The organism is Methanosaeta sp. UBA356 (genome assembly GCF_002496465.1).
In the GTDB taxonomy this organism is placed as follows: domain Archaea; phylum Halobacteriota; class Methanosarcinia; order Methanotrichales; family Methanotrichaceae; genus Methanothrix; species Methanothrix soehngenii.
Window position 1 is genome coordinate 14802 of sequence record NZ_DAKC01000110.1, and the last position, 13689, is coordinate 28490.

Consider the following 13689-nt stretch of genomic DNA (forward strand, 5'->3'; position numbering starts at 1 on the left):
GGCAAATTATTGTGATGAGTTATGAATATTTTTAGAATAGGTAACAGTAATAGACCCCTTGAACAGTCAATATTATGGCGCAGCTGCTTCACCCTGATCGCCCTTTCTCTTCTCTGCCCAGCAGCGTCTGCCGATGAGGGCGGACAGGATCTGTTAAGCGTATTCGGCAATGCCGATATGAACGACAGGATCGACGAGGCAGATGCCATCTATGTCCAGGCGGTAATCGACGGGATGAGCAAGGCCACAAAGCTTTCCGATGCTAACATCGACGGCAGAATCGATTCCCAGGACATCGAGCGGATAAATGAGATCATCAGAGGAGAGGAAACGGAGCTTGCAGTCTCCGACTCCATCGGCAGGAATGTCACTGTATCCCCGCCGGTGAAATCCATAATCGCTCTGGGCACCTATAGGAATGAGGCCGCCAAGATCCTCAAGGCACAGGATATGATGGTAGGGGTATCCTCAGACATCAAAGAAGGGTACTACTATCAGGATCTGGCAGATAAGCCGGCAGTAGGAACATGGTCTGCCCCCGATAGCGAGGCCATTGTCAAATTGAAACCGGATATAGTGATCACCTCCGCCAACCTGGATCGGGCCAGCTTGCTGGAGGAGAGTCTCAGGCCCGCTGGCATAGCAGTTATCGGTCTTGATCTCTACCGGGAGGATATCATGCGCTCGGAGATGAGGACTCTGGGATTCATCCTGGATAAGAACGAGGAGGCAGACGAATACCTGCAGTGGCGTGGCAGCTATGATCAGGCGATCCATGATTATGTGGCAGGCCTCAATGAAAAGGATAAGCCCCGTCTGTTCATGGAATGGGGAACAAGAAACAGCATCGCTGAGATCTCCAGTTACGGCAGAGGCTCAAGCGGCGATGCAATGTGCTGCTCCACTGGAGGACGGAACATTGCAGGCGATCTCGATGAGTACCCCAAGCTGGACAGCGAATGGATCCTCAAGGAGAACCCGGATGTCATAATCAAGCTTCTGGCACCGGGAGGCGGAAAAGCGGGCTGGAACAGCACAAAAGAAGCTGATCAGATCCTGAATGGCTATTTAGAGGAACGTCCGGGATGGAGCAATCTGGATGCGGCGAAGAACAACAGGGTCCATCTGCTGAGCACTGAGATCGCCTGGGGACCTGACGGCATCGTGGGCCTCGCCTATTGCGCAGCGTGGCCGCACCCCGAGATGAATATAGATCCCGAGAAGATCTATCGGGAATACCTGGAGCAATTCCTGGAAGTGGAATATCCCGAGGGAGCGGTGCTGGGGTATCCTGCAGCAGCATGAGAGGCTCCTCAAAGCTTCTCCAGTAATCCAGCTAGCTCACTTGGTTCATCCTGATGTTGCCCCCAGTGCGAAAAAGAAGGCGGTGATGTAAAGCAGAGGAGCGGCCACCTTCGCCAGCAGATAATTGGGAAGGCTCCTATGCAAGGCTGCCAGATCGGCCCATAGGATAGCATAAGCCCCCTCTGCCCCCTTGCAGGAATCAAGCTCACCAGAAGTCCGTTCATCGTTATGCTTGGCCCCGGTTCAATCTCCCAGAACCTTGCTCATCCTCTTCTTCCAGGCAAGAACCTCATCGGCATTGAAGACATCGATCGATCCACCCTGGATCTCGCCCTCCACGTCTCCCATTCTCTCCTCTATCCAGCCCTCGATCTCCAGGTAAAGGTTCTTGAGGGCATCTAAAACCTCAGGATCTGCCTTCCACAGGCCTCTCTGCTCGGCCTCCAACAGCCTCCTGCTCATCTCTTCCATCGCCCAGGGATTGTTCTCCTGGAAGAACTTGCGGTTCTCCTCGTCCATGACGAAGGTCCGGGCAATGTCGTCGAATATCCAGTCATCCACCTCTTGTGTCGTCGCCTCCCAGCCGTAGACCCGGCCTACGCGTTTGGAGATGTCCCCTGCTCCCTTATAGCCGTGCCTTTTCATCCCCGCGATCCACTTGGGATTGAGCAGTTTGGTGCGAACGACCCGCCTGACCTCATCGCTCAGGGTGCGAACCTCCACCCGATCGGCATCTCTGGTATCACCATAGTAGGCCTCAACATGGTGCCCCGAGACCTCCCGGGCGGCCGCAGTCATACCTCCCTGGTTTCCAAAGTAACAGCAGCAGCCGAACAGATCCTTCTCATCCGTGGTGGTCTTGTTGAAGGTGACGTCCACGCTCTTCAGCTGCTTGATCAAACCATCCTGGGATTCCTCGCCGAAGACGCCCTTGCCGTAAGCGTAACCATTCCAGTAGATGAACACGTCCGAAAGATCCTTATCCGCTTTCCAGGCGCTGGCATAGACTGCCAGGTTCACTCCATTGCCATAGGTTCCTGGGCGGCTGGCGAAGATGCGATGATGAGATCCGTTCTCCAGGTCATGCTTATGCAGAAAGTTCATATCTTGTGGCTCGTCCAGTGCTGCGACCTCACAGATGGCCTGGTCCATGATCTCAATGCAGTTGTAAAAGCAGTCTCGGGTGATGCCTGAGACCCTCACGGTCAGGTCTATCCTGGGCCGGCCCAGTTCCTCGAGAGGTATCACTTCATAGCCCTTCAGCTTCCCCCCCTTCCAGACCGGCATGACGCCGATGAGATGGAACATCTGGGCCATCTGCTCCCCATCGGCATACATCACATCTCCTGCCATCCAGAACATCCCCACGTTCTCAGGAAGCCGTCCCTGCTCTTTTTCGTACTTTTCCAGCAGGCTGTCGGCCAGTCTTCGTCCTACCATCCAGGCGGCCTCGGTGGGAACTGCCGAGGGGTCCAGGGAGAAGAAGTTCCTTCCCGTGGGCAAGATCTCGATCTTTCCCTTGCTCATCAGCCCCGATGGTCCTGGCTCGATGAATCCTGCGGAAAAGCCCCTCAATAGGCTTTCCATCTCCCTGGACTCCTCGATCCTCCAGCTGAGCTCTTCTATTCGATCTCGCAAGAGGTCTAAGGCCGGGCTTTCCTTTCCAATAGAGCGCTCCTCCAGCAGTCTCGATATACTGCTCTTTTCCTGGCCTTCGATCTTGCCTGTCCTGTCGGCTATGATTGCCCGGACCAGGTCCCCACCCAGTCCGTCCAACTCTCTAAGATCCTCGATATTGGCCGTGACCTCCCGTCCCAGCAGGAGGGCAGCAGCTCCTCTCACCTCAGCCCGGAGAATGGCCCGGATCATCTCCTCTCTTCTCTTGCCCGCGGGAAGCTCTCCAAATATATGCATACCGTCGGGGATCTGGGTATTGTAGAGCTGGGAGATCTTATCGTGTGCTCTCTCCAGGATCTCTTCGAAGCTCGCGCCGGTGGCGATGAGCCTCTTCAGATTGATCTCGCCTGCCAGGTTGCTCTTCTCCAGCAGATTTAGGATGATATGCTCGAGGGCATGGGCTCTTCCGCCCTCCGAGAGGACCGCCCGTCTGTACTCGGAGATCCTGTCCTCCAGCTCTTTAAGCTCTCCATAGAGTTCGGAGTCAGTCATCACCACCTGCATGTGGTCGACTAAAGTGGCATAGCTCCTTCTCTTGGCTATGGTCCCTTCCGGGGGGTTGTCCGAGTTGTAGATGTAAAGGTGCGGCATATCGCCGATCGCGATATCGGGATAGCAGTCGGCGGAGAGGCCCACCGACTTTCCGGGCAGAAACTCCAGGTTGCCATGGGTTCCTACATGCACAATCAGGTCTGCGCCAAAGCAGCTCTCGATATAGCGGTAGGTGGCCAGATACTGATGAGTGGGCGGCACCTGGGGATCGTGCAATATCTTGCAGACCTGGCCATCGCAGCGAGACCCGGCGCACCCCCTCTTGGGCTGGGTGCAGACCAGGGCATTTCCGTATTCCACCCCAGTGATAACGATCTTCCCCTGATAGAGCATGGCAGCGGGAATTCCGTCCTTCTCCTCCCCTGGCGGCCTTCCCCAGGCCTCGATCATCTGATCCCGGACGACGGGGGATAGCAGGTCGAACCATTGCCGGTATTCCTCTTCGCTCAAGAGGGCGAGGGCTCCTCCTCGCTTGATGATCTCCTCGATCGAGGTCCAGCGAAACTCCGATATCGCCTTTCTGGCCATGATGGTCTCAATCAGCTCCTTTCCCGTCTTGGGTGGGCTCTGCAGCGAGTATCCGGCCTGGACCATCCGGTCCATGATGCGAGCAACGCTCTCCAGGGTATCGATATGCGCTCCGCCACCAACTGAAGCCTCCACTGAAGCACAGGGATTGTTGTGCAGGATGAAAGCCACCCGGCGCTCGGATACCGGCTTGTTCTTCAGGGCGACCCATTTTTTGACCCTTCTCGCGAGCTTTGAAACCCTCTCCGGGATGGGCACATGCTTCTCTATCTGTGCCCCGTCCATCTCAGAGCGGCTCGTCGCTCCTATCATCAGAGGCTCTATCACTCCTTCAAACTCCGGCATGGCCACAGACCAGCCCACCTCGCTGCTGGACAGGCCGTGCACATCATCCTTCCATTCCTCCTCTGTCTTATGATAGACGACCGCAGGATGGAATATGGGCACATTCAGGGCTTTCATGGTCTGGAGTGCCTCATCGCTGTTTCTGGAGCGGAAGATGGGCTGGAGGTTGACTATAGCCTCCACTCTTCCTGAGAAGAACCTCTTGGCCACCTCTACGCTGGACCAGGCGCCCAGATCGGAATCTCCCATGCCGAAACAGAATGCAGGGAGGACGTCGAACTCCTTTTCCAGCTCCAGTATGGCGGCATCTACGACCTTCAGATCCTCGTTTGCCCAGGAGGTGCGGGAGAAGATCAGGCCCACCCACGATCGTTCCTTGCCCTGATACCATTCCAGGTACTCATCAACGGTTGCGAAGGCCGTCTCAGATCGGGGATGATAGAGCCCCTGCCAGAGGATCTCCTCTGGCGGTTCGAGCTGGAAGCTCGTCTTCAGGGCCTGGTTGCAGGCATACTTGAGCAGGTTCTTGAAGTTCTTCCGCCCGCCGAACAGGGCATAGCGGTTGACGGTCAGGGTAGTATCCATCGGGACATTGGCCACTGTCCAGAGCGATGGGTCCCGGCCAAAGGAGATCACTGGCGTGCTGGGGCTGAGGGAGGGAATGATCTCATCCCAGCAGGGGTCGTTCGATGGATGGATCAGGACCATCTGAGCGCTTTTCAGTGATTTCAGGCATTTCTCCAGTTGGACGGGATCGTCAAGCTGGGTATAGGACCAGGCCTCCAGGTTAAAGGAGAGCTCTCTGGCCCCCTGCATCAGGTGGGGCAGCTCACTGCTCCAGGTTATAGAGACTAACTTCATTCGATTACCTGCCGATTGAGGGATTGCAATTTGGTGTGATGTATTCTGTTTTTCTTGTATTCTATTAATAACTATTTCGGATCAAATAACATAAAAACCCATCTAAAAAAGAATAAGGATGCCTCACAGGCATCTTGTTGCGATCAATCCTCAATCTCCGGATAGACCATCGTCCTTCCCTCGGGATACTCAAGGCCCAGACGCTCTAAATATTCGCGGTATACCTCCTCCGGATTGAGATCCACGTCGGGGTGGAGCACCTTCGCCAGATAGGTCGCGCCCACCACCTGGTCCAGGCCGTTCATGATATCCCAATCTATGAAATAGATCCGGTCGGACTTTGCGGCTGAGGTTCCGCTTGCTCCTGATCTGTCCAGAAGCTCATTCTTCGCAGCCTGCAGTTTTGAGGCCTCCTGTGAGGGAGCAGACTCCCAGCCGATCTCGGTATGTCCTGCTGGTTGGGTCTGTCTCACGATGATTATCTCAGGATTTTCTGTTACCACCCATTCCCAGTCCACCTTTGGATAGCTCTCTTCCAGGGCGCTGGCGATGTTGTAGCCCTTTGCCACTTTCAGCACCTGGTCAAATGCAGACCCCGGGCCCAGAGTGGAAATGTCGCCGCCACTGGAGCTCCACTCCACATATGCCTCGGGCAAGTTCATCCCGTCCACTGCATCCTTGACGGAGTTGATCTTTTCATCATACCAGCTAATGTAATCGGAAGATTGCTCCTCCTTGCCCAGGATCTGGCCTAAAACCTCGATCTCGCGGGTCATGTTCTGCGGCTTGGTGAACTCCAGCGCTACCGCCTTGATGTTCTCGAAGGGCAGAAGTCCCTCCTCCAGGCCGTATATGCCGTAGCTCTTGTCTGGATAGCTATAGCCAATGACCACGATATCTGGCACAATGGCATCCTCTCCATCGCTGGCGATCGCGCCGATCATCTCATAGTCCAGAGCATTCCATTTCCCTACACTCTGCTTTCCCTTGAGATCGGGGAAGTAGTAGCCCTTATTCTTCACTGTATCTGAGATTCCTACCACCTTATCTGCCGCTCCCAGCATCACAACTGCCTCGGCAGCATCCGAGCTGGTGACGATCACCCTCTCAATAGGCTGGTTGAAGGTGACCTCTCTTCCTGCAGAGTCGGTGATGGTCAGGGGATATTCAGCTGCCCATGCCGATGCCATCAGCATAGATGCTATCAGGCAAAGGGCCATAGGCGCGGAAAACAGTCGTATTTGCATATCAATTCCTCATATGAACTGTGGTTATTAAGACTAGGCGAAGTATAAATCGTTTTTGTTAATAATTATGTGCTTGCACATCCGAAAAAAAGCATGAAGATCATGCGGCCAGCCCAACGTTTGCACTAAGCCAGTATGCTGCCTCTCAAGCACCCGCCTGAATATCTCTCCCCTCGCGGCCAAGTTGCTGGCGAGGTCCGTCCTCTCAAAAGCTGGCAGGTTTAAATTAAGCATGCAGCCGCCAGCTCGTCCGGGGCCATTGTCATACTCCAACCGGCATCATTCGGGGATCAGAGACGATGAGATCGAGGCATGGGATATTGAGGACGCCGGGTTTGGCCGGACCCTTAACCATGGTAATAATTCAATCAAAAAGTTTATTACTTAATAAGATCTATATCCCTATTAATCACAGACAAAGGATAGAGGTGGTTGTGCAATGTGGAGTGATAAAAACGATTCGTCGGTTAGCAAAGTGGTGATCTCGGATGCGGCGGTGCCTTTTGTCGCCCGGGGGGGACGCTTATTCCCCGGGCAAGTGATCGCAACGGATCCGGGAATCGAGAATGGCGAAGATGTTCTGATTGTGGACAGGAAGGAAAGGCCGGTCAGGATGCTTAAAATCTACACCGGTCAGTGAAGTGCGGAGGTGATGATAGCAGAAAGCAGCATGTGTATGCAGGAATTAATAGCCCTCTAGTTTAGATGCCATTATGGATGCCTGGCCGCAATGGGTTTAGGAAGAGTGAGGACATCTTGCGGCCAGGGTGTCCTCTTCTGGGGTATTTTCTATGGATCTTCCAGTATTGTTGCGCCCTTATCGATGATCGCGGATTTGGTTCTCTTCTCTCATTTCAGCTCTGCCGGTCCATCAGAGCCATCAAGCGGGGCGGTCCTGTACTTGAGCAGCTCTCCGCCAATCAGCATGGCCAATCCGGCGCAGAGCAGTATCATGCTTACCAGCAGAAGGTCAAATGATAGCTGTGCCTCTATTCCCGCAATGGATGCCAACTGAGGTGCCAGGATCATGGAGAATCCGGCCAGGGTTAAGAAGAGTCCATTGATTATTCTGCGCTCAGCTCTCACATATCTGTCCTCCTTCTTCTCGATCCCCCTCTCCAGCATGAACATCTGCTTCTTGTGAATCAGATAATAGACCAGGGCCAGGAAGGGCACTCCCTCCACTACCAAAAGCATGATGGCAGTATCCATCAATTATCTCATCCTCTCGATGGCTTTATCTCAACCTCTCGTAGATAATACTTTCGTTATGAGGAATAAAATATCCGATTTAAAATCTATTCAATAGACTAATATTAACATGAATCTTAATTTTTTGCTTACCAAATGATATTTAAAGCATCATGGCGCATTTGATATACATGAGGTGTAGTCCATTGCCTGGGAGAAGAGATACAACATTTGCTTTTATTCTCACCGCCCTTTTCGGGGCTAGCATTCTGCTTTCAATCATCATTCCCACCCAGATATGCCTTGCCAGCGGGGAGGAGACGAATCTCTCAACTGATGCTGCACCATCGAACTTGACGGAAGGGAATACATCGGCAAAAGAAGGAATCCCAGTACACGTCTATATCACGAACAATGACAATGAGAAGCTTGATGTCTCCCTGTTTATAGATTCGGAATTGATAGACCGCAAGTCGATCTCCTCAGGAGCGGATCAAAAGATAGACAGCTACCCTCTGGAGAAGGGGAGTCATACTTTCAAGATAAGCTGGTGGGATGAGGACGTGAAGAGTTCCTTTGAGGTGGAGGAGACAAAGGATATCACGGCCGAGACATCGGTAAACCTTTACACCACCCTCAATGAGGAGCCTGAGGAGTTTGAAATAACAGTTAATCTGGTCAATGAGAACTCCCGGGAGCTGGAGGCATTTCTCTATGCAGACGGCAGCTTCGAGAAGAGCAAAAAGGTGGGAAAGGAGAGCAGTGCTGAGCTGGGGAAGATAAAGCTCAAAGAGGGCATTCACAATCTATCGGTCAGATGGCAGGATGATGATACCAGAATAGAGTATGAAAAGACGAAAAAGCTAATGGTAAAGCGCGATGAGGTGGTCATATTCTATGCCCCCAAAGGGGTATCCTTTGAGGCTAAGAATGCCTCCTCTGGAGCAGAGTATCGCTCCTCTGAGGATAGCGATGAAAAAGCGAGCACAAAGGATGAGCAGATCGATAAAGAGGATCCCGTTGACAAGCCGGATGATGGCAGCGAGAATGCTTCAAAGACCGATCGTGCATCTGCAGAGGTCGATGATGAGAAGAAGGGAGCAAAGGGCGATGCTATTGAGATGAAAGATGATGCTTCAAGCCGGTATGGGAGTGAATCGAGTGCCAGCACAGATAACTCTCTGCAGGATAGCTCGAGGGGAAAAAGCTCCCCAGCAAAGAATGCCAACTCCATGATCGGAGGCTCATTGGAGGACGGAAATCGACTGTACATCTATGCGGCATTGATCATGCTGACGATCTATCTTCTCTTAAGGCATTGAGATGATCAGAGCCTTTTTGATCCTGATCTTGGCAGTCTCCACCGCTCAGGCAACAGTCTGGGGCCAGGGGGTCTCCGGCGAGCTTCACTGGAAAGAGCAATTGACATTGGAGGACTACACCCTGACCCTGGCCGACTTCTCCCTGGAGGAGAAGCTCATGGTCTTGGTGGAGCTGCAGGAGGATGAACGCCCCATTGCCCGCCGGGCTCTTCATGCTGGCGAGTGGTTCGTCATAAACGATTCCTTGAGGATCAGCGCCCTGAAGATCGTAGAGGGAGCGGACAAGGATGAGCCTTATGCCATTGTGAGAATGCAGCTTCCCAGCGCCCCGGAGATATCTCTGATTTTGAGCTTCGATAAAGATATCTACCGGGGCGGGGAGGACATCAAAATCCTGCTGTCCGTGGAGAATCGAGGCGCTGTTGATGCAGAAGACCTGAAGATAACCGTGGATTCCAGTCCGCCTATATTCAGCAGGAGGTTCAACATATCAAGCCTCCAAGCGGGATCGGCCTGGGATGAACAGAAAAAGACGGCCCAAACCGATCCCATCAGGATCGATCTGGTGGCTCCATATCTGCTCGAAGCGGGAGATCTGCAGGTCAGAGTCCGCGCTCAATACACCGATCCGGATGGAAATTCCCACCAGTCATGGGGCGGCGGCAAAGCGCATATATCCGGCCCTCTCCGGCTCTATAAGAGGGTTGAAGAGACCCAGGAGTTATCTGAAAGCTACTATGTGATCGATTCCCTCAGCAACTATGGAAACAGGACATTTTCCGTGGATCTGTCCGACTCCACAGGAAAGGAATTTCACAGCAATGACACCCTCCAGTGGAAGATCGTCCTTGAGCCGGGTCAGACGAAGACGGTCAGCTATTGTATCAAGCCCATAGAGCCAGCCATGGGCATCTCTCTTCCTGATGCCGTAGCCTCGTTCCGCATGGGGAAGAGGATTTACACCATCCGCTCCAACAGGCCGGTGGTAGATGTTACCGGACCCTTGATCGATGCCAAGAGAAGCATCAGCCCCAAGAGGGTAAAGGCAGGCGAAGAGGTGATGATATCTTTGGAGCTGGAGAATCGAGGCAACAGAAAAGCGGTGCTGACGATGGCGGAGATGGTTCCCCAGGGAGCAGAGCTGATCTCGGGAGAGCTGAATGAATCCTTCATGCTCTCCCCAGGCGAGAAGGCCGCCCGGAAGATTCGGCTGCGGGTGATGGATCCGGATGGAATCAGCATTCCCTCCTCCATGGTGAGATATCGGGATGTTCGGGGGAATGATTATAGCACCAGAACTTCTGCCCTCCGGGTTACAGTGCAGGAAGAGGAGGTGAGCAGCCCGTCCGATCCTTCCCGGAATGATACCGGCGGAAGTGGAATGTCCAAAGTGAGCGATCTGGGAGATGGCCAGGCAGATTATCCATCGCCTGATCGCGAGAACCGGGATGATGAACGGCTAATTCCAGGGAGCATTGATCATCGAGTGGTTGAGAGCGGATCCGGCCTGGGGCATAGGTTATCGATTTTATTGATACTGATCATATTGTTGCTCTCAGTGGCTCTGGGTCGATACCTTTGAGCTGGTCACAAATTCTCTCTCCTGTGGCATCTGATGCCCTGCTGTATCTCGTCTGCTGCACAATATCCGTTATCCTTCCCTCATTCATAACGGCAATGCGATCGCTCATATGTCTTACCACCTCCGTATCATGGGAAATGAAGAGCATTGTCAGGCCGAACTTTCTTTTCAGATCCATCATAAGCCTCAATATCTGGGCCTGAACAGAGACATCCAGCGAGGCGGTTGGCTCATCTGCGACGATGAACTCCGGATTTATCGCCAGGATTCTGGCCAGGACTACTCTCTGGTTCTGCCCGCCGCTGAGCTGATGAGGAAAGCGGTTGATATGCTCTGGATTCAGGCCCACGACATCTACAAGCTCTAAAACCCGATCTCTGATCTCAATTTTGGTCATATTTCCCTGCAGCTTTAGCCGGAAGGGCTCAGCTATGCTCTCTCCGATGCGCATCCTGGGATTGAGAGATGACTCGGGATCCTGAAAGATCATCTGCATCCTGGGGCGAAGCTTTCTCATCTCTTTTCTATTCAGCCTGGTTATATCCCTACCATCAAAGATTATGCTGCCGGATGTGGGCTCGATGAGCCGCAGCAGCAGCCGTCCTACGGTGGTCTTGCCGCAGCCGCTCTCTCCCACCAGGCCAAGGGTCTCGCCCTGATCGATATGAAATGAAACGCCATCTACCGCTCTAGAGCATTGCTTGTTTATCAATCCAGAGGAATAATGCTTTCTCAGATCTCGAACCTCTATCAGCCGCATAAGAAACACCTCGATAAATGCCCGTTCTCCAGCCGCACCATCTGGGGATGCTCGCTCTTGCAGACCTCCATCGCATAGGGGCATCGGGGATGGAACCTGCAGCCAGAAGGAGGATCTATGAGGGACGGGCTGGATCCGGATATGGGATGCAATCCCCGGCTTGGCAGCGAGCGTATGAATCCCTGGGTATAAGGGTGCTGGGGATCGTTCAATATGGTCTCTGCCGCAGCCTCCTCCAAAATCTCACCTGCATACATGACTGCAATCCGGTCGCATATCTCACCAGCAGCAGCAAGATCATGGGTTATCATGAGCATCGATCGCCCGGAGGTCATGTCCCTTATCAGGTTGACGATCTCCGCTTTGGTGCGGGCATCAAGCCCTTTGGTGGGCTCATCGGCGATAACAAAAGAGGGATGGCTGGCCAGACCCATAGCGATCATCACCCTCTCCTTCATCCCTCCGGAGAGCTCATGAGGATACTGATCTGCCCTCCTCTCCGCCTCGGGAATCATGGCCGCTTCCAGCATCTGCACCGCTCTGGCTTTTGCCTCCTTTTTGCCCAGGCCCTTATGCAGACTGATCACCTCAGCGATCTGGTCCCTCACCTTTAAGACGGGATTGAGGGAGGTGGTGGGATTCTGCAGGATCATGGCGATCTCCCTACCTCGCAACTGCCTCATCTCCTCCTCTGTCAGACGGAGGAGGTCATGTCCATTGTAGATTATCTGGCCTTCCACCCCGGCCGAGGAAGGCAGCAGGCGAATGATGGACATGCCAAGCACAGTCTTGCCGCAGCCGGTCTCGCCGATCAGCCCCAATCTCTCGTTGTATTTTATTTGCAGGTCCACTGAATTCACCGCTTTGACCAGGCCGTCTGGTGAGGAGAAATGGGCCTTAAGATCAATTATGTCGAGCATAGCCATTGATAGACTAAGATGATTTCATCATAATAAAGATTGCTACACAATTAACATTTGTCACTCGTTATTAACAAAATATTAAATTTGGTGATTTTGCATCGCCACGGCAATTCTATTCGCTCTGTATGGCGTATAGATGAATATACCTTGCTCTTTGATGTTTAATACTCGTACCATAAAAGGGCCGAAAGTATTATATGCATATTAGAAGATAACAATATTTAATATCATGTTTGAAATAGTAGCATTTAAAGATAATATCTATCCAGAAAAAGAACTGGAAGGTGTTCAAATTGAAGAGAAATAAGCATCTAATAGCGTTGGCATTGTCGATCGTTTTTTTGCTGGCGGTCAGCGTCATCAATGCCAGCTCAGAGGAGACCGAATTTCCTTTGACAATAACAGATTCTGCGGGAAGGGTGGTGACCCTCCCCGAGCCCGTGCAGGGGATCATAGTTCTGAATACCGATGCAGCGGAAGCCGTATCTGCTCTAGGAGCCTCGGACCTGATTGTTGGATTGGCGGAGGGAATAAAAGAGGATTATGCATTTCAGGGACTGAAGGAAAGGCCATCGATTGGCACATGGAGCGATATAGACTTTGAGAAGATCGGAGAGATCGGCAGCAAGAGAAATGGCACAGGCATCATCGTCTTAGGATTTGTCTATCCTGGAAAGCCGAATGGAGTTGAGGCAGTTTCCAAGAACCTGGAGCCATTTAGCGGAATTGTCGCCCTGGGGCTGGACTTCTACAAAGAGGAGAACCTCAGCAGGGAGTTGAGGCTTTTAGGCTCGATACTTGGCCGGGAGGATCGAGCAGAAGAGCTAATCGACTGGCATGACCGGCATGTGGCAGAGGTTGAGCAGGGGGCAAAGAACCTGGACCGTCCAAGAGTCTTTATCGAGGGGAGCTCAAGGGGGCTTGGCGATATCACCACATTTGGAGGGAGTTCGGCCTCAGGAATGCTCCTGGAAAAGGCGGGAGGAACAAATGTGATGGAGGAGGATGAAGCCTATCCCAAGGTGGAATGGGAGTGGGTTGTCTCTCAGGATCCCGAGGTCATTATCAAGACTGACTACCTCAAATCTTCCGATGGCCTGCCGGGATGGAGCCTGACATCTTCTGGCGATGTCAAAGCTCTGGAGGAGATGAGAAACGATATATTAAGCCGTCCCGGAGCCCAGAATATATCGGCGGTGAAGAACGATCGTGTCTATGTCGTATCCGCCCAAACCCTATTCGGCCTGGATAATGTTGCCGGCCTGCAGCGCCTGGCAGAGATCCTCCATCCCGGGATCGCTCTCGAGCCAGAAGAGGCCTATGGGGAGTATCTTGATTTCATGAGACTGGAGGAGCAGAGCGATAGAATGTTCGTCTTTCCGGCTGTTGATTAGGA

Annotated in this window: 10 protein-coding genes; 5 read left to right on the plus strand and 5 right to left on the minus strand. The window is 52.8% G+C overall.

Annotation, left to right across the window (positions count from 1 at the left end):
* The first annotated feature begins 21 nt into the window (after positions 1–21).
* Positions 22–1305, plus strand: coding sequence for an ABC transporter substrate-binding protein (locus BP727_RS10445; RefSeq protein WP_286858718.1), 1284 nt, complete (start codon positions 22–24; stop codon positions 1303–1305).
* Positions 1306–1548: 243 nt separating this feature from the next.
* On the opposite strand, the gene cobN is transcribed toward BP727_RS10445, so the two are convergent.
* Positions 1549–5268 carry a cobaltochelatase subunit CobN gene (cobN, locus tag BP727_RS10450; RefSeq protein WP_286858719.1) on the minus strand — a complete coding sequence of 1240 codons (3720 nt, stop codon included), beginning with the start codon at positions 5266–5268 and terminating at the stop codon, positions 1549–1551.
* Between the two features lie 143 nt (positions 5269–5411).
* Positions 5412–6458 (minus strand): ABC transporter substrate-binding protein, encoded by a 1047-nt coding sequence (locus BP727_RS10455; protein ID WP_286858720.1) that lies wholly within the window; start codon positions 6456–6458, stop codon positions 5412–5414.
* A gap of 496 nt (positions 6459–6954) precedes the next feature.
* Here BP727_RS10455 and BP727_RS10460 point away from each other — a divergent pair, with 496 nt between their 5' ends.
* The gene (locus BP727_RS10460) at positions 6955–7155 is read left to right on the plus strand and encodes a PUA domain-containing protein (RefSeq protein WP_013719753.1); all 201 of its coding nucleotides are present in this window, start codon (positions 6955–6957) and stop codon (positions 7153–7155) included.
* 209 nt (positions 7156–7364) lie between these two features.
* On the opposite strand, the gene BP727_RS10465 is transcribed toward BP727_RS10460, so the two are convergent.
* Complete coding sequence (locus BP727_RS10465) at positions 7365–7727, minus strand: hypothetical protein (RefSeq protein ID WP_013719752.1); 363 nt, start codon at positions 7725–7727, stop codon at positions 7365–7367.
* A gap of 185 nt (positions 7728–7912) precedes the next feature.
* Between BP727_RS10465 and BP727_RS10470 the strand changes: the two genes are divergently transcribed.
* Positions 7913–9028: a hypothetical protein gene (locus tag BP727_RS10470; RefSeq protein WP_286858723.1), complete on the plus strand. Its 1116-nt coding sequence runs from the start codon at positions 7913–7915 to the stop codon at positions 9026–9028.
* A 1-nt stretch (position 9029) separates the two neighbouring features.
* Complete coding sequence (locus BP727_RS10475) at positions 9030–10610, plus strand: hypothetical protein (RefSeq protein ID WP_286858724.1); 1581 nt, start codon at positions 9030–9032, stop codon at positions 10608–10610.
* Here BP727_RS10475 and BP727_RS10480 read toward each other — a convergent pair.
* A complete protein-coding gene (locus BP727_RS10480) occupies positions 10570–11370 on the minus strand; it encodes an ATP-binding cassette domain-containing protein (RefSeq protein ID WP_273278300.1) in 801 nt (266 codons plus the stop codon). The genes BP727_RS10475 and BP727_RS10480 overlap by 41 nt on opposite strands.
* Entirely contained in the window at positions 11361–12296 is a 936-nt protein-coding gene (locus BP727_RS10485) for an ABC transporter ATP-binding protein (protein ID WP_273278299.1), read from the minus strand. The genes BP727_RS10480 and BP727_RS10485 overlap by 10 nt, the downstream gene beginning before the upstream one ends.
* 290 nt (positions 12297–12586) lie before the next feature.
* On the opposite strand from BP727_RS10485, the gene BP727_RS10490 reads away from it, so the two are divergent.
* Complete coding sequence (locus BP727_RS10490; protein WP_273278298.1) at positions 12587–13687, plus strand: ABC transporter substrate-binding protein; 1101 nt, start codon at positions 12587–12589, stop codon at positions 13685–13687.
* Positions 13688–13689 lie beyond the last annotated feature (2 nt).

Excerpts from the sequence above, each read along its gene's own strand:
- BP727_RS10465 (WP_013719752.1), bottom strand. The coding sequence starts at position 7,727 with ATGGATACTGCCATCATGCTTTTGGTAGTGGAGGGAGTGCCCTTCCTG.
- cobN (WP_286858719.1), bottom strand. The coding sequence starts at position 5,268 with ATGAAGTTAGTCTCTATAACCTGGAGCAGTGAGCTGCCCCACCTGATG.
- BP727_RS10460 (WP_013719753.1), top strand. The coding sequence starts at position 6,955 with ATGTGGAGTGATAAAAACGATTCGTCGGTTAGCAAAGTGGTGATCTCG.
- BP727_RS10445 (WP_286858718.1), top strand. The coding sequence starts at position 22 with ATGAATATTTTTAGAATAGGTAACAGTAATAGACCCCTTGAACAGTCA.
- BP727_RS10475 (WP_286858724.1), top strand. The coding sequence starts at position 9,030 with ATGATCAGAGCCTTTTTGATCCTGATCTTGGCAGTCTCCACCGCTCAG.
- BP727_RS10485 (WP_273278299.1), bottom strand. The coding sequence starts at position 12,296 with ATGGCTATGCTCGACATAATTGATCTTAAGGCCCATTTCTCCTCACCA.
- BP727_RS10455 (WP_286858720.1), bottom strand. The coding sequence starts at position 6,458 with ATGGCATCGGCATGGGCAGCTGAATATCCCCTGACCATCACCGACTCT.
- BP727_RS10480 (WP_273278300.1), bottom strand. The coding sequence starts at position 11,370 with ATGCGGCTGATAGAGGTTCGAGATCTGAGAAAGCATTATTCCTCTGGA.